Origin of the sequence: Caulobacter sp. NIBR2454, assembly GCF_027474405.1 — a bacterium.
Classification (GTDB): domain Bacteria; phylum Pseudomonadota; class Alphaproteobacteria; order Caulobacterales; family Caulobacteraceae; genus Caulobacter.
The window spans coordinates 112,736-132,806 of sequence record NZ_CP114871.1 but is presented as its reverse complement, the minus strand read 5'-3'; the positions used below and the strand labels follow the sequence as shown (position 1 = coordinate 132,806).

The 20,071-nt window shown below is 67.4% G+C and carries 22 protein-coding genes; 9 read left to right on the top strand and 13 right to left on the bottom strand.

The window, feature by feature from the left end:
* Positions 1 to 6 precede the first annotated feature (6 nt).
* Both O5K31_RS00680 and O5K31_RS00675 read left to right on the top strand, forming a co-directional pair.
* Positions 7 to 885 (top strand): diacylglycerol/lipid kinase family protein, encoded by an 879-nt coding sequence (locus O5K31_RS00680; protein WP_269715211.1) that lies wholly within the window; start codon positions 7 to 9, stop codon positions 883 to 885.
* Positions 882 to 1,673 carry a metallophosphoesterase family protein gene (locus O5K31_RS00675; RefSeq protein ID WP_269715210.1) on the top strand — a complete coding sequence of 264 codons (792 nt, stop codon included), beginning with the start codon at positions 882 to 884 and terminating at the stop codon, positions 1,671 to 1,673. The genes O5K31_RS00680 and O5K31_RS00675 overlap by 4 nt, the downstream gene beginning before the upstream one ends.
* Positions 1,674 to 1,755: 82 nt before the next feature.
* On the opposite strand, the gene O5K31_RS00670 is transcribed toward O5K31_RS00675, so the two are convergent.
* From O5K31_RS00670 to O5K31_RS00655, 4 genes are all read right to left on the bottom strand, one after another.
* Positions 1,756 to 1,932 (bottom strand): DUF1328 domain-containing protein, encoded by a 177-nt coding sequence (locus tag O5K31_RS00670; protein WP_269715209.1) that lies wholly within the window; start codon positions 1,930 to 1,932, stop codon positions 1,756 to 1,758.
* Between the two features lie 69 nt (positions 1,933 to 2,001).
* Positions 2,002 to 2,637: a superoxide dismutase gene (locus tag O5K31_RS00665; protein ID WP_269715208.1), complete on the bottom strand. Its 636-nt coding sequence runs from the start codon at positions 2,635 to 2,637 to the stop codon at positions 2,002 to 2,004.
* 87 nt (positions 2,638 to 2,724) lie between these two features.
* Positions 2,725 to 3,066, bottom strand: a complete 342-nt coding sequence (locus O5K31_RS00660) for a hypothetical protein (RefSeq protein WP_269715207.1) — start codon at positions 3,064 to 3,066, stop codon at positions 2,725 to 2,727.
* Between the two features lie 56 nt (positions 3,067 to 3,122).
* Positions 3,123 to 3,467: a hypothetical protein gene (locus O5K31_RS00655; protein ID WP_269715206.1), complete on the bottom strand. Its 345-nt coding sequence runs from the start codon at positions 3,465 to 3,467 to the stop codon at positions 3,123 to 3,125.
* 163 nt (positions 3,468 to 3,630) lie between these two features.
* Here O5K31_RS00655 and O5K31_RS00650 point away from each other — a divergent pair, with 163 nt between their 5' ends.
* Positions 3,631 to 5,592 carry an HWE histidine kinase domain-containing protein gene (locus tag O5K31_RS00650; protein WP_269715205.1) on the top strand — a complete coding sequence of 654 codons (1,962 nt, stop codon included), beginning with the start codon at positions 3,631 to 3,633 and terminating at the stop codon, positions 5,590 to 5,592.
* A 106-nt stretch (positions 5,593 to 5,698) separates the two neighbouring features.
* Positions 5,699 to 6,283 carry a DUF4142 domain-containing protein gene (locus O5K31_RS00645; RefSeq protein ID WP_269715204.1) on the top strand — a complete coding sequence of 195 codons (585 nt, stop codon included), beginning with the start codon at positions 5,699 to 5,701 and terminating at the stop codon, positions 6,281 to 6,283.
* Between the two features lie 62 nt (positions 6,284 to 6,345).
* Here the strand turns inward: O5K31_RS00645 and O5K31_RS00640 are convergent, their stop codons facing one another.
* Both O5K31_RS00640 and O5K31_RS00635 read right to left on the bottom strand, forming a co-directional pair.
* On the bottom strand, positions 6,346 to 9,933 hold the full coding sequence (locus O5K31_RS00640; protein WP_269715203.1) for an ABC transporter permease/M1 family aminopeptidase: 3,588 nt from the start codon (positions 9,931 to 9,933) through the stop codon (positions 6,346 to 6,348).
* 12 nt (positions 9,934 to 9,945) lie between these two features.
* Positions 9,946 to 10,821: an ABC transporter ATP-binding protein gene (locus O5K31_RS00635; RefSeq protein WP_269715202.1), complete on the bottom strand. Its 876-nt coding sequence runs from the start codon at positions 10,819 to 10,821 to the stop codon at positions 9,946 to 9,948.
* A 169-nt stretch (positions 10,822 to 10,990) separates the two neighbouring features.
* Between O5K31_RS00635 and O5K31_RS00630 the strand changes: the two genes are divergently transcribed.
* The 3 genes from O5K31_RS00630 to O5K31_RS00620 are packed head-to-tail and all read left to right on the top strand — an operon-like array spanning position 10,991 to position 12,939.
* Positions 10,991 to 11,671, top strand: coding sequence for a fumarylacetoacetate hydrolase family protein (locus tag O5K31_RS00630; protein WP_269715201.1), 681 nt, complete (start codon positions 10,991 to 10,993; stop codon positions 11,669 to 11,671).
* Positions 11,672 to 11,675: 4 nt separating this feature from the next.
* Positions 11,676 to 12,326 carry a maleylacetoacetate isomerase gene (gene maiA, locus O5K31_RS00625; protein ID WP_269715200.1) on the top strand — a complete coding sequence of 217 codons (651 nt, stop codon included), beginning with the start codon at positions 11,676 to 11,678 and terminating at the stop codon, positions 12,324 to 12,326.
* Positions 12,313 to 12,939, top strand: a complete 627-nt coding sequence (locus tag O5K31_RS00620) for a carbonic anhydrase (protein WP_269715199.1) — start codon at positions 12,313 to 12,315, stop codon at positions 12,937 to 12,939. Before maiA ends, O5K31_RS00620 begins: the two co-directional genes overlap by 14 nt.
* Positions 12,940 to 13,523: 584 nt before the next feature.
* On the opposite strand, the gene O5K31_RS00615 is transcribed toward O5K31_RS00620, so the two are convergent.
* Positions 13,524 to 14,000 carry an Lrp/AsnC family transcriptional regulator gene (locus tag O5K31_RS00615; protein ID WP_269715198.1) on the bottom strand — a complete coding sequence of 159 codons (477 nt, stop codon included), beginning with the start codon at positions 13,998 to 14,000 and terminating at the stop codon, positions 13,524 to 13,526.
* 118 nt (positions 14,001 to 14,118) lie between these two features.
* Here O5K31_RS00615 and ald point away from each other — a divergent pair, with 118 nt between their 5' ends.
* The gene (gene ald, locus O5K31_RS00610; RefSeq protein ID WP_269715197.1) at positions 14,119 to 15,231 is read left to right on the top strand and encodes an alanine dehydrogenase; all 1,113 of its coding nucleotides are present in this window, start codon (positions 14,119 to 14,121) and stop codon (positions 15,229 to 15,231) included.
* A 150-nt stretch (positions 15,232 to 15,381) separates the two neighbouring features.
* On the opposite strand, the gene O5K31_RS00605 is transcribed toward ald, so the two are convergent.
* Positions 15,382 to 16,257: a bifunctional regulator KidO gene (locus tag O5K31_RS00605; protein ID WP_269715196.1), complete on the bottom strand. Its 876-nt coding sequence runs from the start codon at positions 16,255 to 16,257 to the stop codon at positions 15,382 to 15,384.
* A gap of 69 nt (positions 16,258 to 16,326) precedes the next feature.
* Here O5K31_RS00605 and O5K31_RS00600 point away from each other — a divergent pair, with 69 nt between their 5' ends.
* A complete protein-coding gene (locus O5K31_RS00600) occupies positions 16,327 to 17,322 on the top strand; it encodes an XdhC family protein (RefSeq protein WP_269715195.1) in 996 nt (331 codons plus the stop codon).
* Here the strand turns inward: O5K31_RS00600 and moaC are convergent.
* From moaC to moaA, 5 genes are read right to left on the bottom strand one after another with little or no spacing between them, the layout of a single operon-like run.
* Positions 17,272 to 17,745 carry a cyclic pyranopterin monophosphate synthase MoaC gene (gene moaC / locus O5K31_RS00595; protein WP_269715194.1) on the bottom strand — a complete coding sequence of 158 codons (474 nt, stop codon included), beginning with the start codon at positions 17,743 to 17,745 and terminating at the stop codon, positions 17,272 to 17,274. The two genes, O5K31_RS00600 and moaC, sit on opposite strands and share 51 nt — an antisense overlap.
* Positions 17,742 to 18,305 (bottom strand): molybdenum cofactor biosynthesis protein B, encoded by a 564-nt coding sequence (moaB, locus tag O5K31_RS00590; protein WP_269715193.1) that lies wholly within the window; start codon positions 18,303 to 18,305, stop codon positions 17,742 to 17,744. Before moaB ends, moaC begins: the two co-directional genes overlap by 4 nt.
* Before the next feature lie 9 nt (positions 18,306 to 18,314).
* Positions 18,315 to 18,758, bottom strand: coding sequence for a molybdenum cofactor biosynthesis protein MoaE (locus tag O5K31_RS00585; RefSeq protein WP_269715192.1), 444 nt, complete (start codon positions 18,756 to 18,758; stop codon positions 18,315 to 18,317).
* Entirely contained in the window at positions 18,755 to 19,000 is a 246-nt protein-coding gene (locus tag O5K31_RS00580; protein ID WP_269717121.1) for a MoaD/ThiS family protein, read from the bottom strand. The genes O5K31_RS00585 and O5K31_RS00580 overlap by 4 nt, the downstream gene beginning before the upstream one ends.
* Positions 18,997 to 20,040 carry a GTP 3',8-cyclase MoaA gene (gene moaA / locus O5K31_RS00575; RefSeq protein ID WP_269715191.1) on the bottom strand — a complete coding sequence of 348 codons (1,044 nt, stop codon included), beginning with the start codon at positions 20,038 to 20,040 and terminating at the stop codon, positions 18,997 to 18,999. Before moaA ends, O5K31_RS00580 begins: the two co-directional genes overlap by 4 nt.
* Positions 20,041 to 20,071 lie beyond the last annotated feature (31 nt).

Below are 20,071 nucleotides of genomic sequence, written 5' to 3'. Positions count from 1 at the left end.
GGCGTCATGACCACCACTCAAAGCAGACCACCGATCCGTCACGTCGAAGTGGTGGTCAATCCGCTGTCAGGCTCGGCAGGACCGAACGCCAAGGCCGAGGCCGAGGCGATCCTCGAAGCGCGGGGCGTGAAGGCGCGGGTGAGCACGCCCGAAGATGGAGTCGTCGCCTGTCTGCAGCGCGCCATCGACGCCGGCCCTGATCTGCTCGCCGTAGTGGCTGGCGACGGCACGGCCCGTTGCGCGGCGGAGATGTCCGGCCCCGACGGCCCGCTTGTCGCCCCCCTGCCCGGCGGCACCATGAACATGCTGCCGCGCCAGCTCTATGGCGAACGCGACTGGCGCGCCGCCCTGGAAGAAATCCTGGACGCGGGCGTTGTGAAATCCGTCAGCGGGGGCGAGGTCGATGGCAAGATGTTCTTCGTCGCCGCCATCCTCGGCGCGCCCGCCCATTGGGCCGAGGCGCGCGAAGCCGTGCGTGAAGGCCGCATGTGGCTCGCCGTACAGCGCGCTCGCCGGGCCATGCGGCGGGCCTTCACGGGCCGCCTTCGCTACGCCCTCGATGGCGGCAAGATGCGCAAGACCGAAGCCCTGACCCTCATGTGCCCGCTGGTGTCGACCATCATGGAGAACGACGCCGATTTCCTGGAAGCGACCGCGGTCGATCCGGCCAGCGCCCGAGACATCTTCCGTCTCGGCTTTCATGCCGCCGTGGGCGACTGGCGGGCCGCGCCATCGGTTGAGGTGGACAAGTGCCGCTATGGCGCCGTCTGGGCCGGCGGCCGCATCCCCGCCATCCTCGATGGCGAACCGCAACGCCTGTCGCGCACGGCCCAGATCAAGTTTCGCCCGAACGCGTTCCGGGCGCTGGTTCCGGAGGTTCTTTGACCGTCCGGCTGATCCATCTGTCCGACATCCACTTCGGCGGCGAGCATCCAGAGGCCGTCGCCGCGGCCGCGGCCCGGATCGCCGAGGAGACCGCCGACCTGATCGTCATCAGCGGCGACATCACCCGCTTCGCCGAGCGCCACGAGTTCGTCGCCGCCCGCCGCTGGATCGACGCCCTGGCCGGAGACAAGTTCGTCGTCCCGGGCAATCACGACACGCCCTATTTCGACGTCGCCCAGCGCATCCTGCACCCTTGGCGGCGCTACAATCACTGCTTCACCACCACCCGCCCGCCGGATGTCGTGCGGCCCGGACTTTTCGTCACCGGCTTCAACAGCGCCCGGGGCGTTCAGGTCCGGCTTGACTGGTCAAAGGGCGCGGTCTCCCCGCTGCAGCGTCATCGCGTGGTGGACCGCCTGGCGACGGCCCCCGCGGGGGCGTTGCGGGTGGTGGTCTGCCATCACCCCCTGGCCGAGATCGTCGGCGGGCCGATCACCGCGCGCGTTCGCGGCGGGTCAAAGACAGCCGCCGCCCTAACCGAGGCCAGAGCCGACGTCGTGTTGACCGGCCACATCCACGTACCTTTTTCCATGGCCTACCCCTGCGGCGACAGGAAGACCTATGCCGTGGGCGCCGGCACCCTTTCGGTCCGCGAGCGTGGCGTGCCGCCCAGCTTCAACCTGATCGAGGCGGACGACAGCACCATCACCGTGACGGCCCTGGCCTGGACGGGTTCGGGTTTCGAGCCGCACCGCACCTGGGCCCTCGACCGCCGCCCCCAGAACTGATCTCAAAGGCAGGCCTGATCCCAAAAGAAAACCCCGGAGCGGCGGACCGCTCCGGGGTTTGCCGTCTGTCGCTCCCGGGACCCTACAAGGATCCGCGGCCACCCCTGAACAGGTGCATGACCAGCGAGACCAGGAACAGGACGATGAACACGTAGAACAGGATCTTGGCGACGCCCATGGCGGCCCCGGCGATCCCGGCGAAACCCAGCAGGCCGGCGATCAACGCGACGACCAGGAAAATGAGAGCCCAACGCAGCATGCGTGTTTCCTTCCTTCAGCTTCAGCTTGGAAAGACAACGCCCGCCGGGCTCCCGCGTTCCTGTCGCCCCTACTGCGGCGCCGGGTAGCGCCAGCCTTCGCCGCCGCCTTGCGCGGCCTTCAGTTGCGAGGCCGCCAGCGACCAGTTGGCCGCCTTGTCGAACCAGGCCTCCAGGAAGCCTTTGCGGTTGTTCTGGTGGTCCAGATAGTAGGCATGCTCCCACAGGTCGCAGACCAGAAGCGGGGTCAGGTCCGGCTGGTCCAGCAGGTTCTCGCCGTCGTGGGTCGAGGTGATAACCAGCTCGCCGCTCTTGACGGCCAGCCACACCCAGCCCGAGCCGAAGTGTCCGATGCCTTCGGCGACGAACTTTTCCTTCAGGGTGGCGATATCGCCAAAAGTCTTTTCGATAGCGGCCTTCAGCTCGCCCTCCGGGGCTTTGAAGTCCGGCGTCATCGCATCCCAGAAGAAGGCGTGGTTCCAGGATTGGGCGGCGTTGTTGAACAGCTTCTTCTTGGACTTGTCGCCGACGGCGGCCAGCACGACCTCTTCCATCGTCTTGCCCGTCAGGCCCAGCTCGCCGACCAGGGTGTTGGTCATGTCCACATAGGCCTTGTGGTGCTTGTCATGGTGGAAGGTGAAGGTCTTGGCCGACACCACCGGTTCGATGGCGTCATAGGCGTAGGGAAGATCGGGAAGGACGAACATGGGGGAGGTCTCCTGAGGAACGCATACAGGCCCTCAACGCGCGACCGTCGCCGGCGGCGCCCTGAAGGCCAAGCTGCATATAGGACGTCAGTCGCGGTCTGGCGCGCGGGTATCCATGAAAGCCTTGGCCAAGGCGGCGAAAAGCACGGGATTGCGCATGAAGAACACACCCGCGCCAATGGCGGCGGCGGCCGAAAGGATCGGCTTGTCCTTGGCCAGATCTATGATGCGTCCGATGAAATTGGCGTCCGGCGCGGCGGCGTGCTGATTTTGATGATGCCGGCCGTCCTCGGCCTTGTCGGCCAAGACCAGCCCGCCGATCAGGGCGACCAGGGCGAACACCGCGGCCACGATCGCCGCCGCGCCTGGCGCGCCGACGAGGGGCTCAAGCACCGCATAGATGGCGATGCCGGCGGATATGACGGACACGAGAACGGCGGCGCCAATAAGCGCCGCCGCAGCCGTCGTTCTTAGAACCTTGCGGATCACCGGTGGTTGCTGCGGTTCGCCAGCAGCAGGCCGAGAAGCAACCCGACGCCGACGCCGGCGAGGGTGGCGGTGACCGGGCGTTCCTTCACCCGCTCGACCACGTAGCGCTGGCCCTCATCGAAGTATTGGCCGGCGTTATCCACATAGGTGCGGCTCTGGGCGCGAAGCACCTCGGCGCTTTCCTTCAGGGCCTTTTCAGCCTTGTGAGCGGCGTCGGTCAGACCCGCCTTCGCCACGCTGGCGGTGTCCTTGAAGCTGCGCTTGGTTTCGGCGACAGCGTCGCGGGCCGCGGACTTGGCGTCCTTGGCGTCGGACAGGGCGGGGTTGAGCGCGTCGGACATGATGGTCTCCGCTAGAGGCCCCAGGGAGGGGGCTTGGAAATGGGCGATGCGGGCTCAACGCGAAGCTTGCGCGGTTGTTCCGAAAACCACATCCGCGCAACACGTCGATCCGCAGTCCGTTTTCATCTTCGCCTAGAACGGCGATGCGGTCTATGGTCGCATCATGGACGATTATGGTGAACCGGTCACCGGGACGGAGGAGGCGAACCGCCTCCGCGCCTTGTATGACATGGGCATACTCGACAGCGAGCCTGACCCCAGGTTCGACCGCATCGTGCGCACCGCCGCCGCTGTCTTCCGCTGCCCCCGCGCCGCGATCGTCCTGATCGACGCCGACCGACTCTGGTTCAAGGCCAAGCTGGGACTGCCGATCAAGGAACATCCCCGCGCCGGCACCCTGGGCGAACGCATGTTGCAGCGGCGCGAACTGGTGGTTTGCGGCGACCTGCGCGCCGACCCCGTCCTCGGACCGCTGGTGGCCGACATGCCGGTCATCGACGTCCGCTTCTATGCCTGCGCGCCCCTGATCACCGCCGAGGGCGAGATGATCGGCTTGCTCGCCCTCGGCGATCCAGAACCCCATGAACCCGCCACCCCCGCCATGTGCGAGGCGCTGGCCGATCTGGCCGCTCTGGCCATGGAAGAGTTCAATCGCGACGTAGAGACCGCCCGCTACAGCGCCGAGACCGCCGCCGCCCGCGCCCGCAGCCGTCTGGACGAGCAGCGTGTCCGCCTGGCCCTGAAGGCCGCGCGTATGGGCGAATACGAATGGGACCTCACGCAGGACCTTGTGATCCTGAGTGAGCGCACCGCCGCCCTGCTGGACTTTTCCGCCGGCCAGATGCCCGCGCAACAGGGCGAGCTGCTGCGCAAGCTGGTCCACCCCGACGATCAAGCCGCCGTGGTCGACGCCATCCGCAAGGCCATCGAAGAGACAGGCCTCTATGAGGTCGAATATCGTTACGTTCGCGAGTCCGGCGGCCCGCCATCCTGGCGCTACACCGCGGGCGCGGTCCTGCACGGGTCCAGCGGCGCGCCCGAGCGGGTGATCGGCGTCACCCAGGACATCGATGATCGCAAGCGCGAGGAAGAGCGGCTTCAGGCCCTGCTCGCCGAGCTCGATCACCGGGTGAAGAACGTCCTGGCCGCCGTGCAGTCCCTGGCTGTGCAGTCGGCGCGGCGCAGCGGTTCGCTCGACGGCTTCCTCAAGACCTTCCAGGGCCGCCTCAAGGCGATGGCTTCGGCGCACGATCTGCTCACCGCCACCCGCTGGCGCGGCGCCATGCTCAGCGACATCGTCGGCGCCGAGCTCGGCGGGCTGGCGCCGCTTCAGACGCGATGGGACGGGCCCGAGCTCTTCCTGACCCCCCGCGCGGCCAGCGCCTTGTCGCTGGCCCTGCACGAGCTGGCCATAAACGCGGTCAAGTATGGCGCGCTTTCGGTGGAGACAGGTCGGGTGGACGTGTCATGGCGCGCGGGCGCCAAAGGCGGATTCGTCCTCGATTGGGTGGAGAGCGGCGGTCCGCGCGTCGACGCCCCAATCAACGGGGGCCGGGGTTTTGGAGCCACCCTTCTGTCGGATGTCGCGGGTCGCGAACTGGGCGGTCGGGTCGCCATAGACTATCGGCCGTCGGGCGTGGCGGCGCGGGTGGAGGCTTCGGCCCAGGCGGTGGGCGAGCGCCAAGGCGCCGACGCCGCCCGAGAAGCCCAGAAGGTCGCCGATCAGATCACCGCCGAGTTCACCCCCGTCTCGGGCGAAAGCAGCCGCACCGATGTGGCCGGCCTGCGCCTGTTGATCGTCGAGGACTCCGTTCTGCTGGCCATGGAGCTGGAGGCCGGGCTCACCGACCTGGGCGCTCATGTGACGGGCATCGCCGCCACCCTGGACGAGGCGCTGCAGATGGTCAGCCTGCCTCTGGATGCGGCGGTCCTGGACGCCAACCTCGATGGCCTGTCGGTGGCGCCCGCCGCCGAGGCCTTGCGGGCGCGCGGCGTGCCGTTCGTCTTCGCCACCGGCTATGCCGACAAGGCCGCGCCCATGGGCTTCGATGCGCCCATCGTTCGCAAGCCCTATAATGTCGGTCAGATCGCCGCCGCCCTGGCGCAAGTCGCTGCTCCGAACTGAAGTTTATCAACTCCATCCGGAACCGATCACGTCCCCGTGAGGTTTTGATGCCATCGAACCGCGCCTTCCGGCGTCGGGTCGGCTTTCAAAAAACCCGGAGGGAATCATGAAACGCCACATCCTTATCGTGGGCGCCGCCATCGCCGCACTGTCCGTCGCCGCCTGCGGTGACAAGGCCGACACCACCAGCGCCGCGCAACAGGCCGCGACCCCCGACGCCAATCCGGCGGCGACGGTTCCCAGCATGGCCAATGAAGCCGCCGCTCCCGACTTCGTCATGAAGGCTTCGGCCACGGACATGTACGAAATCGAAGCCGGCAAGCTGGCGGTGGAGCGTTCCACCAACGCCGAGGTGAAGAAGTACGCCCAGATGATGGTCGACATGCACACCGCCATGTCGGCCGACCTGAAGTCGGCTATCGCCGCCTCGGGCCAGTCGCTGGCTCCGGCCACGGCTCTGCCGGCGGATCTGCAGGACAAGCTCGATGACCTGCGCGCCGCCAGCGCCGCCGATTTCGACAAGACCTACGCCGACGACATGGTCGATGTTCACCAGATGGCCCTGAACGTCGTCCAGCGCTATGCCGAAGACGGCGACGTTCCGGCCCTGAAGGCCTTCGCCGCCGCCGGCGCGCCGAAGATTCAGGAACACCTGAACCAGGCCGAAGGCCTCAAGAACGGCATGAACTAAGCCTCTTCGCATCGAACGGCTTTGGCGCCCCTCCGGTCATCCGGAGGGGCGTTTTCTATGGCCTATTGAGGCCGGGTCAGATTGTCGTCGGAGTTGCGGTCGATCAGCTTGTTGTAGGGATCGACCCCCGCGAAACGCGGCTGGCGTTCCGTGACGAAGGTGAAGGTCTGGGTTCCCGACCGCACCGGCCGCCGCTCGAACGCCAGAACATCGCCCGACCGGAAGCCCGCCTTGCCCGGCTCGGCCGCGAACACGCCGACGTCCAGCACCTCGTTCAGCGGCGCCTCTCGCTCCACGCCCTTGCCGTCGGCGTAGAGCTTGCGGCCGACCACGGTGAGCGTGACGTCGAACTTGCCGTCCGGACGGCGCCTGGACGTCATCCTGGGCGCCTTCACATCATAGAGCGTGATGCGCTCGAACAGGTCGGTGATCAGGTCCTGCTTGTCGGCCGGCGCCACGCTGCGCAGGGCCGCCACCAGGTCCGATGCAATGGCGAACGGCGCCCCCTGGAAGGCGTAGCGCTGCAGCAGGATGCGCAGGGCGCGGTTCACCGCCTCCTCGCCCAGCTCGTCGCGCAGGCGGTACATGACCAGCGCGCCTTTCTGGTAGTGGATGTAGGGCTGGTTCTCGACCCGCACCAGCGGCAGCTCCTCGATCACCTCGCCGCCGCGGGCGCGCAGATAGCGATCCAGCTCGAACTTCAGGAATTTACGGATCTGCTCACGGCCATAGAGCTTCTCCATGACCATCAGAGCCGAGTACTGCGCCAGGCTTTCGGACAGGGCGGTCGCGCCCTGCTGATCGGCGCCGATCAGCTGGTGCGCCCACCACTGGTGACCCAGCTCATGCGCCCCGACATAGGTGACGAAGTCGATCTTGTCGGGATCGCGCGAGTCCGAGATGAAGCCGATGCTCTCCGACCAGGGGATGGTCCCGGCGAAGGCTTGGGCGAAATCACCATAGGCCGGGAATTCCAGGATTCGCGCCTGGCGGAACTGGTACGGGCCGAAGTTGGTCTGGAAATAGTCTAGCCCCACCCGCAGCGACTTGAGCATCCGCTCGGTGTTCCAGTCGTGCTCGGGGTGGTGGAAGACCGTCAGGGTCACCCCGTCGTGAATTTGCGACATCTCGCTGTAGCGCGCGGACTGGATCGAGAAGAAGGGCAGGATCGGCGCCTCGGTGATGAAGCGCGCGGTGCGCCGCCCGGCCAGGGTCCGGTCGCTGGTCTTGTACCCCGGCGCGATCGGCGTCTGGTCGGCGTCCGTGGTCACGGTGATGTCGGCGTGAACCCAGTCGGCGTCCCGGCGCAGATAGGTGAACTGGCGGCTGGCCTGATCGCCCAGGCGGGCCATGCGCAGCTCCGGCGCCAGGCCGTACTTGCGGCGCTTGGCCCGGTCCCTCAGCACCATGTTGCGGTCGACGCCCAGACCCGGCGCGATCTCCTGGTCGTTGACGAAGGTCCCGTTGCCCACCACCCGGGTCAGGTTGTCCCGGTTGCGGAAGCCCTTCTGGGACAGCTCGGTGATAAACGACAGGGTCCGGCGTTCCCCTGGCATCATCGGTGTATCGAACGCGAAGATGCGATAGTTGAACTGGTCCAGGGTCCGCTGCGGACGCGCGCCCTCGATGGACAAGCCCTTGACCTTCAGATCGCGGGCGAACCTCACATGGATCTGGCGCAGGGGCTGGGCCGTACGGTTCTCGACCACATAGACGCCGCGGGTGTCGATGCGCGGCGCGTCGGGGTGGATGTCCACCTCCAGCCGCACCGAAGCGATCTTGGGCTGGGGAATGTTCTCCAGCGGGGTCAGGGTCTTCTCATAGTCCGCCATCCAGCGCTCGTCGTCGATGCGCGTGCGGTACTCGTTCCAGACATTGGTGTTGAGATAGATGAAAGCCCCGGCGGCGGCGAACACGCACAGGCCGAGGCCCAGGACCACGCCCGCCGGGCCGTTCAGGCGCGCGCCCATCCGGCGCAGGCGCGGGCTCATGCGGGTCTCCGCCCCTCGTCGCCACAGCACGTGCGCGAGGACCAGCAACACCACCGCGAACGCCGACCAGTAGAGCCGGAACCACCAGGCGCCCTCCCAGAACCGGCCCTGTCCGTTCATGTCCGACAGCGGCACGTTGGGGCCGGACCCGTAGTTATAGAGGTTATGCTCCAGCCCCACCGTGGCCATGGTCGCCTGCACGACCAGGAACAGCACCATCAGGCCCCAGCCGACGAACTTGTGCGGCGAGACCGCCTGCAGGAACACCGCCAGGACCGCGATCAGGATCATGTCGACCGTGCGCGGCAGGACGTACCACAGCAGGTATTCGCCGATGGCGAAGTCGGTGAAGCCCTTGGAGGCCTGGATGCCCATGGCCACCACGACGCCGATCATCAGACTGGCCAGCAGCACCAGCGAGACCCCCAGCGTCTTGGGCGCGACGAACGCCCAATCGGGCAGCGGCGTGGCGTCGATGATCTCATGGGTGCGTCGGTCGCGCTCACGCCAGACCAGCTCGCCCGCATAGAAGATCGCCACCACCATGGGGATCACCGTGAACGAGTCCTCCAGCGCGCGGATCATCAGGCGCGTCACCGGCCAGATGTCGCTGCCATATCGGGTCTCGGTGGCGAACCACAGCTGGCCCAGGGCGTTGACCACGCCCATCGCCATCAACACCAGGAAGGCCGGATGGCGGAAGATCTGCCCCATCTCCAGCCGGGTGCGGGCCTTCATCTGGGTCCAGGCCGAGGCGGCGCCGAATCTGGGCGCCGGTCGGACCGTTTCCACGATCTGGGGCGGCGGCGCGTCGGCTTCGGCCTTGCGCAGGCGGCGCGCCTTGCGGACCTTGGCGCTGCGAGTCACGGGATTGAAGCGGAACAGGAAATAGGCTGCCGCCAGCATCGCCGCCGCCAGGGCCAGGGCGAAGACGCGGTTGAAGAGCAGCGCGCCGGCGACGGCGGGAATCGCGCTGTTGCGCTCCGTCGCCGTCCAGTACTTGGTCACCAGGCCGTAGGCCGCCGTGCCCAGCGGCTCCCACAGGGCCGCGACGCGGTCATACTGGGGCTGGTTGAGGACGATCCCGGCCACGATCCACAGCACCAGGAAGACCACCACCCCCATATAGGTGCCCATCATCGACCGGGTCACCGTGGCCAGGGCGAAGAACATCGCCCCGGTCAGCAGCAGATTGGGAACCGCCAGGACGAAATAGGCGAACAGGTAATGGCTGAAGACGAAGGGGCCCAGCGTCTCCGGATCGACCCACGGGGCCAGGGTTCCGACCATGATCGCCAGCGGCACCGCCATGAACGACAGCAGCACCGCCGCCATGGCGCCGACGAAGCGTCCGAACAGATAGTCGAACCGCCCCACCCGCGTGGACCGGATGATCGGCCCAAAGCCCGTCTCATCGTCACGCAGCACCACATTGGCCACGAAGGCGGCGGTGACGAACATGTAGAAGATCGACCAGATCAGGTGGATCTGGGCGATGGCGAAGGCCGCGTTCTTGCGGGTGTTGCCCCCCGAGCCGATCTGGATCTGGTCGACGACGACCGAGCCTATGGTCAGCAGGAAAAAGATGCCCGCGGCCACCCAGAACACCGGCTGGCGGGTCTGGTGACGAAATTCAAAGGCCGCGATCTTGCCGAACATCCCGCTCTCCGCTCAGGCGGCGCGCGTGGCGGCGAGGGTGGTGAAATAGACATCCTCCAGCCCCTCGGGGGCTGGGGCGAAGCCGTCGCCAGGATCGTTGTCGGACAGCACGTGGACCACGGTGCGGCCGGCGAACAGGCGGGTGGAGATCACCTGCAGCCGCTCCTTGAGCGCCGGCAGGTCGGCCTTGTCGATGGACTTCATCCACACCCGGCCCTTCAGGGCGGCGACCATGTCGGCCGGCGCGCCTCGGCCTACGATGCGGCCCTCGCAGATGATGGCCATGGCCGGGCAAAGGTCCGACACGTCCTCGACGATGTGGGTGGACAGGATCACCACCACGCTCTCGCCGATCTCGGCCAGCAGATTGAGGAAACGATTGCGCTCCTCCGGGTCCAGCCCAGCCGTCGGCTCGTCAACGATGATCAGGCCGGGATTGCCGATCAGGGCCTGGGCGATGCCGAACCGCTGGCGCATCCCGCCCGAAAAGCCGGCCAGGGCCTTCTTGCGCACGCCCCACAGGTTCACCTGGGCCAGCAGGCCTTCCACCGTCTCCTTGCGGTCGGCGGCGTTGGCGATCCCCTTGAGGATGGCCATGTGATCCAGCATCTCGTAGGCGCTGACCCGCGGATAGACCCCGAAATCCTGCGGCAGGTAGCCCAGGGTCCGGCGCAAAATCTGCGGGTTCTTCAGAACATCGATGTCGCCAAAGCGGATGTGGCCGCTGGTCGGCGCCTGCAGGGTCGCGATCGACCGCATCAGGGTGGACTTGCCCGCGCCGTTCGGACCCAGCAGGCCGAACATGCCCCGGGGGACCATCAGATTGACCTCGTCCAGGGCGCGCACGCCGTTGTCGTAGACGTGGGTCAGGTTCTCGATGATCAGCATGTCGGCGTCAGATCTTTTCGGCCCGCGAATGGCTTCCCTTGCTCCTTGGCCTTCCCGCGCCGCCGGAGCAAGTGAAAGAAGAGTCACCCCATCGCCGGCGCCCGCAATCACGGCAACGTCACGCGCCATCGGTTGAGCCGCGGGCGTCGGCGCGCTAACGCTTCGCGCCATGATCCAGTACGCCGTCGCCCCGCAGGTCGCGCCCACCGTTCCCGTCCTCGACAGCGAAGCGGTGTTTCCCGTCCGGCGCATCCTGTGCGTGGGCCGCAACTATGACGCTCATCGGCGTGAAATGGGCGGCGACGACCGCGACCCGCCGTTCTTCTTCTCAAAACCCGCCGACGCCCTGGTTTCGCACGGCGCCGATGTTCCGTATCCGCCGGCCACCGAGAACTTGCACTACGAAATGGAGCTGGTGATCGCCATCGGGGCCGAGGGCTTCCAGGTCTCGCCCGACCAGGCCCTGGATCTCGTCTTCGGCTACGCCGCCGGCGTGGACCTGACCCGCCGCGACCTGCAGAACGCCGCCAAGTCCAAGGGCCACCCGTGGGAAGCCGGCAAGGCCTTCGACCACAGCGCCCCGATCTCGGCCATCCGCCGCGCCGACGGCCCGCCCCCGACGGGCCGCATCCACCTGTCCGTCAATGGCGACTTGAAACAGGACGCCGTCGTCTCCGACATGATCTGGAACGTCGCCGAGGTAATCGCCGAGGCGTCCAAGCTGTGGCGTCTGGCGCCCGGCGACCTGATCTTCACCGGCACGCCCGAGAACGTCGGGCCCGTGCGCAAGGGCGACCGGATCGAGGGCGCCGTTGACGGCGTCGGGTCCGTCGCCTTCCAGCTGGTCTGACTCCATGAACCTGATCCTTCATAACTACTGGCGCTCCAGCGCCAGCTTCCGCGTCCGCATCGCCCTCCACCTCAAGGGACTGGAGTTCGAGCAGAAGGGCGTGAATCTGGCCGGCGGCGGCCAGAAGTCCGAAGCCTTCATGGCCCTGAACCCGCAGGGCTTCGTCCCGGCCCTGGAAGTCGACGGCAAGGTGATCACCCAGAGCCTGGCGATCCTGGAGTGGCTGGAGGACACCTATCCCGAGCCGCCCCTGCTGCCGGACGAGGACGATGAGCGCGCCTTGGTACGCGCCATGGCCATGGTCATCGCCTGCGACATCCACCCGCTCAACAATCTGCGGGTCCTCAACAGCCTGCGCGCCGATTTCGGCGCCGACGACGAGCAGGTGAAGGCCTGGGTCGCCCGCTGGGTCGCTCCGGGTTTCGAGGTTCTGGACGGCATGATCGCCAAGCACGGCCAAGGCTGGTGCTATGGCGACACGCCGGGCCTGGCTGACTGCTATCTGATCCCGCAGGTCTATAACGCCAGCCGTTTCGGCGTGGACCTGGCGCCCTATCCCCATATCCGTGAAGTCGCGGCGGAAGCGGTGGAACACGCCGCCTTCGCCGCCGCCCACCCTGATCTGCAACCGGACGCACCGAATGCCGCGACTTGATGATCTGAAGCTCAACAACCTCAACTGGTCCAAGACCAAGACCGAGGTCGACCCCGAGTTCTTCAAGCGTCTGGAGAACCAGCAGAGCCCCGAATATCTCTGGATCGGCTGCTCGGACAGCCGCGTGCCGGCCAACGAGATCGTCGGCCTCGACCCGGGCGAGCTGTTCGTCCACCGCAACGTGGCCAACCTCGCCCCGCCGCAGGACGCAAACTACCTGTCGGTGCTGCAGTTCGCGGTCGATGTGCTCAAGGTCAAACACGTCATGGTCGTGGGCCACTACGGCTGCGGCGGCGTGGCGGCGGCCATCGACGGCCAGCGCCGCGGCCTGGTCGATCACTGGCTGCACCCGATCCGCGAGGTCCATGCCGAGCACCGCGCCGAACTGGACGCCATCGAGGGCGACCGGCCCAAGCTGGACCGCCTGTGCGAACTGAACGTCATCCGTCAGGTGCGCAACGTCGCCTCCGACGTCTTCGTGCAGGACGCCTGGGCGCGCGGTCAGAAACTGGCCGTCCACGGCTGGGTCTATTCCCTGTCGAACGGCCTGGTCACCGACCTTGGCGTGACCATCAACAGCCTCGAAGGCTATCAGGAAGCCCTGGACGGATAGGGGCCGCCGACCCCCTCTCCCATCAAGAGGAAGAGGGGGATTTGCGCCGACTTATCCGCCCCCATTCCGCCTCCCGTACTCTTGCCCCTGTCTCCATCACGGGAAGGGCGCTCGGCCAGCGCCGGTTGTGATGGGGATGCGATCGAGCGGGATCAGGCGTGGAACCCCGGCGTCCACGCGGTCCGGGACCTCCTCGCTGGAGGAGGCCCGCCCGTCAGGGCCTTGCTCGGAGATGTGTAAGTCCTCGCGAGAAGCCCCCAGACACGATCGCGCGGAGCGGAAAGACCTGGGTCGAACCGGCACTGCAAAAATCCATCGCCTGACCCAGGTCAGGCTGCTCCGCCGCCCTTCCGGCCTTGCGGGATTTCCCGTGGGGGGATTTCGCACGCCCATCTCAAAGCTCGTCATCCTAGGCCTCGTGCCTAGGACCCAGAGACTCCGCGCCTGCCGCATGGGCAAAGCGGCTCCACCGCCGCGGACCCAGAACCTCAGCCGTGTCTGGATCCTCGCCACAAGGGCGAGGATGACGGAACTATCTGAAATGCAGCACGCCCCCCTCTCCCATCGAGGGAGAAGGGGGGAGTTCACAACGGCAATTCCGCCCGCTTGACCACGGTACGCATTGCGATGGACGAACTGACCCGGGTCACGCCCGGCAACCGTGTGAGCTCCCGGCTGTGGACGCGCTCCAGGTCGTCCACGTCACGGACCACCAGACGCAGCAGATAGTCCGAACCGCCGGTCATCAGGTAGCACTCGGCCACCTCGCGCACCCCGGCCACCGCCGTCTCGAAAGCGGTCAGGGTCGCCTCGGCCTGGGAGGCCAGGGTCACGGTGACGAACACGCTGAGCGGCAGGCCCACGGCCCGCTGGTCCAGCACCGCCGAGTAGTGGTCGATGATCCCCGCCTGCTCCAGCGCCTTGACCCGGCGCAGGCAGGCGGACTCCGAAAGATTGGCCGCCTTGGCCATGTCCACATAGCTGGCGCGGCCTTCCCGCTGGAGAAATCGCAACAGCTTTCGGTCGAAGCTGTCGAGGCTTCTGGAGGATTCCTGCTTCATGGTGACCTTCTTCGCATGATCCATCCATATAGCAAGGTTCGTCGTGATCATTACGCCGGGAAGCCGCAGCCTGCCCGCGCTACACCGCGTTCAAATCCCAAAAGTGGAGGAAACATCGATGCGCGTTGGCGTCCCTTCTGAAATCAAACAGGGCGAGCACCGGGTCGGCCTGACCCCGTCCGCCGTCCGTGAATATGTGGCCAATGGCCACTCCGTCCTCGTCCAGGCCGGAGCCGGCCAGGGCGCCGGTTACGCCGACGAGGCCTATGTGAAGGCCGGCGCAGCCATCGCCCCCGACGCCGACGCCGTTTTCGCCGGCGCCGAGATGATCGTGAAGGTGAAGGAGCCGCAGAAGGTCGAGTGGGAAAAGCTCACCGACCGCCACATCCTGTTCACCTACCTGCACCTGGCGCCCGATCCGGCCCAGACCGAAGGCCTGCTGGCCTCGGGCTGCGCGGCCATCGCCTATGAAACCGTCACCGACGCGACCGGCGGCCTGCCGCTGCTGGCCCCCATGTCGGAAGTCGCCGGCCGCATCGCCGTGTTCTCGGCGGCCGAGACCCTTTTGAAGCATAACGGCGGCATGGGCCTGTTGCTCTGCGGCGTGCCCGGCGTGCCCCCGGCCCGCGTGGCCGTCCTCGGCGGCGGCGTGGTCGGCACCAACGCCGCCCGCATGGCCGCCGGCCTGGGCGCCGAGGTGGTGGTGCTGGAACGCTCCATCCCCCGCATGCGCCAGCTGGACGACCTGTTCCAGGGCCGCATCCTGACTCGCTATTCCTCGCTGGACTCGGTCGAGGACGAAATCCTCAAGGCCGACGTCGTCATCGGCGCCGTCCTGACCGCCGGGGCCGCCGCCCCGACCCTGGTCAAGCGCGAGCACCTCAAGCGCATGAAGCCCGGCTCTGTTCTGGTGGACGTGTCCATCGACCAGGGCGGCTGCTTCGAGACCAGCAAGCCGACCACCCACGCCGACCCGACCTACACGGTCGACGGCGTGGTCCACTATTGCGTGGCCAATATGCCGGGCGCGGCCCCCCGCACCTCCTCCGACGCCCTGGGTCACGCAACCCTTCCCTTTGGCCTCGCCCTCGCCAACCACGGCCTGGACGCGCTGAAGACCAACCCCCACCTGGCCAAGGGCCTGAACGTGCTGAAGGGTCAGCTGACCCACCCGGCCGTCGCCCAGGCGCTGGGCAAGCCGTCGGTCGATCCGTACGGCGTGTGGGGCTGAACAAGCTCAAGGGGTCCGCTCCCCACAGGGGCGGACTTCAAGAGACGACACCGGCCGCGGGTCAGAACGCGGTCGGTGTTCGGCTCCTCGGGGCCGCGCCGCGGTTGAGCACGGCGCGCCCCGAGGGGGCCTCCCGAGAATTTTGCTAAATTAGGCCGCGGCCCAGTTGCTGGGGTCGAGCGCGATCGGGTCGTCGATCGCCATGTCGTCCCAGTCCAAATCCGGCGGCGGGCTCGCCGCGGCCGCCACGACGGCCGAAAGTTCAGCCGCGGACGTGACGCCCACCAGAACCGAATGCGCCTCGACCCGCGACAGGGCGAAGCCAAGCGCCGCCTGCAGCGGATCCGAACGTCCCTCGGCGATCATCCGGCGCACGCGCGACAGGCGGCCCGAAGCCCCCTTCAGCTGGGCCGGAACCCGATCGGGCGGCAGGAACAGCAGGCCGTTCAGGAAGATCGAGCGCAGATGCACCTCGGCGCCCATGCCGGCCAGGCGGGCCAGGGTGCCGTCAGCCAGCAGGCGTTGGTCCAGCAGGCTGCCCGGCGCCTGGACGATGTCCGGCTTGAAGCGCTTCATGATGCCGACGGAATCGTCGGTGGCGTGGACCGAAACGCCGACCTTGGCGAACAGGCCCTCGTCCTTCATGGCCAGAAGGGTGTTCCAGAAATGGTCGCCGTTGGGGCCGAACAGGTCGTGCATGGACGAGACGACAATGGCGTCGGCGCGCTCCACCTGAAGGCGGCGAAGGGCCGCGCGGGCCTCGTTCTCCACATGCATGGGGCCGCGGTCGGCGCGCGCGGCGCCGATGGTGATGCGGAACGGCGTCGGACGCGGCAGGGCTTCGCCCAACAGGCTCTCGGCATGGCCGTACAGGCCCTGGGAATCCAGGACGCCCAGCCCGGCTCGCGCGGCGATCCCCAGGATCTCGCGGGCTTCGGCTTGCGGCGGACGCGAACGCAGGCTCGACGAACTGTCGAGCCCGAACTGCGCCGCGTTCAAGCCAAGTTTGGAAACAGGACCACTCATGCGCGAAGGATCGCGCGGAAGGCCTAAGAACCCGTATCTGAAGTCTTTCCGAGGCGTTAAGCTCGTCACATGGGAACTACGACACCGTTTGACCTAAACCCTTGGCCGACCTTTGGTTTCTCGGATGACGCCCGTCCGGCCCTGGCGCGCGCCCTGCAAAAAGGTCCGGCGATTTTGGTCACCATCGTGGACCTTCAGGGCGGCGGCCCTCGTCCGGTGGGGACCCAGATGGTCTTTGGGACCGACGAGACATCCGGCTTCCTGTCCGGCGGCTGCATCGAAGCCGACGTCGCTCTGCACGCCGCCGCCTGCCTGGCCGACGGGGAGCCCCGACGGCTGGTCTATGGCGCCGGCAGCCCCTGGCCCGACATCCGCCTGCTCTGCGGCGCCCGGCTTGAGGTCCTGGTCGAGCGCATCATGCCCGACGACGCGGCCGCGGCGGCCCTGAAGGTCTTCGCCAAGACCCGCCAACCCGCCGCCTGGCTGACCGATGGAGCCCAGCGCGCCTGCACCCTGGCCGATCTCGCCCAGCCCTGGCCCGGCGCGATCCGACTGCGCTTCGAGCCGGCGCCTCGCCTGATCGTGTTCGGCGGCGACCCTACCGCCCTGGCCATCGCCAGCCTGGGCGTCTCCTGCGGTCACGAGACCATTCTGGTGCGTCCCAACGGCCCCATCGATCCGCCGCCGATCGCCGGCCTGACCTATAGCCGGGACACGCCGCAGAGAGCCTTGGACGCCATCGGCCTCGACCCCTGGACCGCCGTCGCCGTCTGTCATCACGATATGGATCTGGACGAGGCGGCCCTCCTGGCCGCCTTGCCGTCGCCGGCGCCCTATGTGGGCCTGCTCGGCGCGAGATCGAGGCTGCCCGAACGCCTGGCCAGGCTAAGAAACGCGGGGATTTCCGAGGGTCATCTGACCAAGCTGCGCGCGCCCATCGGCCTGGACTTGGGCGGTAAGGCCCCATTCGAGATCGCCGTCGCCGTGCTCGGCGAGATCATGGCCGTCCGCAATTCAGACCTGGCGGCGCCAATCTCCGGACTTACCGCCCGTCTTCTCGACTAGGCGCACGGCCTCGATGGTCATGCCTTTATCGGCGGCCTTCAGCATGTCGTAGATCGTCAGGCAGGCGACGGACACGGCCGTCAGGGCCTCCATCTCGACGCCCGTCTGGCCGCTGGTCTTGACCCGCGCGGTCACCTTCATCCCGTCTTCCGCCGGCTCGACCGCCACCTCGACCTTGGTCAGGGCGAGGGGATGGCAAAGCGGGATCAGGTCGGAGGTCTTCTTGGCCGCCATCACCCCGGCGATCTCGGCCACGGCGCGCACGTCGCCCTTCTTGCCGGTCCCGGAAATGGCCAGGGCCAACGTCTCGCCGTTCATGCGAACAAAGCCTTCAGCCAAGGCTTCGCGAGCGGTGACCGCCTTTTCCGAGACGTCGACCATGCGGGCGCGGCCCTCGTCGTCGATGTGGGTCAGGCGGCTCATTTCTCCAACAGCCGCGGCATCAGCTCGACCATGTTGCAGGGCTTGTGACGGCTATCGAGCTGGGCGCGGATCACCTTGTCCCAACCGTCCTTCACCGCCCCGTTGGAGCCCGGCAGGCAAAAGACGAAAACCCCGTCGATGATCCCCGCCGTCGCCCGCGACTGCAGGGTCGACAGGCCTACCGACTGGTAGCTGACCAGGTGGAAGACGGTGGAGAAGCCGTCGATGGTCTTGTCGAACAGCGGCTGCAGCGCCTCGGGCGTCACGTCGCGACCGGTGATCCCCGTGCCGCCCGTTGTGATGATGGCGTCCACGTCACCGGAGGCGATCCAGCCCCGCACCACCGCGCGGATAGCGGTGACGTCGTCGGGCACCAGCGTCTTTCCGGCCAGGACGTGGCCCGCCTCCTGAATTCGCGCGGCCAGCACGGCGCCGGAGGTGTCGCTCTCCTCGTCGCGAGTGTCGGAAACCGTCAGCACGGCCACGCGGACGGGAATGAAAGGCAGGTCATCGACGATCCGGCCGCCCGGAACAAGCGAGGAGGGATTAAGAGTGCTCATGATCTCGTCCTAAGGGTCCCAGCGCTTGGCGTCAGCCAGATCCTTGCCGGTCGGCTCGATCCAGCGGGCGCCGTCGGGGCCGTGCTCCTTCTTCCAGAAGGGGGCGCGGCTCTTCAGATAGTCCATCAGATGGTCGCAGGCCTGCAACGCCTCACGGCGATGGGCCGCCGCCGTGGCCACGAACACCACCGCCTCGCCGGGGGCGACCGGGCCGATGCGGTGGACGACGCTGACGTCGTGCAGGCCAAAGCGCTCCCGCGCCTCCTCGACCATCCGGCCGATCTGCTTTTCGGTGAAGCCGGCATAGGCTTCCAGCTCCAGCACGCGAGTCGCTCCACCCTCGGCCCGGGCCAGGCCGATGAAGGTGGCCACAGCGCCCGTCTCGCTGCGCTCGGCGCAGAAGCTCGCGGTCAGGGCGCCGACATCAAGGGGCTCGGCCTGGAGCAGGATCATCCGCCGCTCATCGGAGGCAGGAAGGCGACCTCGGCGACGCCGCTCAGCGAGGCTTCGCCCCGGACCAGGACCTGATCGACAGCCGTCTGCACGCCCAGGCCGGCCAGGGCCTCGCCCAGCGCCGGGTCCTGAGACGCCAGGTCGGCGCGAAGGGTGGACAGATCGGCGGGCACGGTTTCGAAAACCCGCTCACGCCAGCCGGCCACATCGCCAAGACGTCCGAACAACAGAACCCGCATCAGCCGCCCGTGGTCGACATGTGGCGCGCGACGGCGGGGGCCGAGCCGCGATCGATATGAAAGTCGTGACCTTGCGGCTTGCCCGTCACCGCCGCCCGGATCGCCGATTGCAGTTCAACGTCACTGGCTCCGCCCCGGACCAGAGCTCGCAGATCGGCGGCGTCATCGCGGCCCAGGCAGGTGTGCAGCACCCCGGTGCAAGTCAGGCGCACGCGATTGCAGGCCTCACAGAAATTGTGGGTCATAGGGGTGATGAACCCCAGCCGCCCGCCCGTCTCGGCCACCCTGACGTAACGCGCCGGCCCGCCGGTGTTCAGGGGCAGGTCCTCCAGGGTCCAGAAGGCCGAAAGCTCCTGCCGCACCTTGGTGAGCGAGAGAAACTGGTCGGTTCGATCGCCCTCGACCTCGCCCAGGGGCATGGTCTCGATCAGGGTCATGTCGAACCCCTCGCCATGCGCCCAGGCGATCAGGTCCGGCAGCTCGTCCGCATTGTCGTCGGCTAAGGCCACGGCGTTGATCTTGATCTTCAAGCCGGCCGCCTTGGCGGTCTCGATGCCCGCCATCACCTGCACCAAGTCGCCGCCGCGGGTCAGCCGGCGGAAAAGCTCAGGCTTGAGGGTGTCGAGCGACACATTAATCCGCTGAACGCCATGATCGGCCAGCCCCTGCGCATGCCGGGCCAGCTGGGCGCCGTTGGTGGTCAGGGTGATCTCGTCCAGCGCACCACTCTTCAAATGCCGCGACAGCCCGGCGACCAGATCCATGAAACCCTTGCGCACCAGGGGCTCGCCGCCAGTGAGGCGCAGCTTGCGCACCCCCAGGGCGACGAAAGCCGAAGCCAGGCGGTCCAGTTCGTCCAGACTGAGAACTTCGGTCTTGGGCAGGAACGTCATATGCTCGGCCATGCAATAGACGCAGCGCAGGTCGCAGCGGTCGGTCACCGAGACCCGAAGATAGGTCACCGTGCGGCCGAATCCGTCCACCAGGCCCGGAGCGGGGCCTGTCGGGTGGAGCGGCGAAGGGGTGGCGTCGAACGGCGTCATGGCTGAGCCGGGCAACATAGGCGGTCTGTGG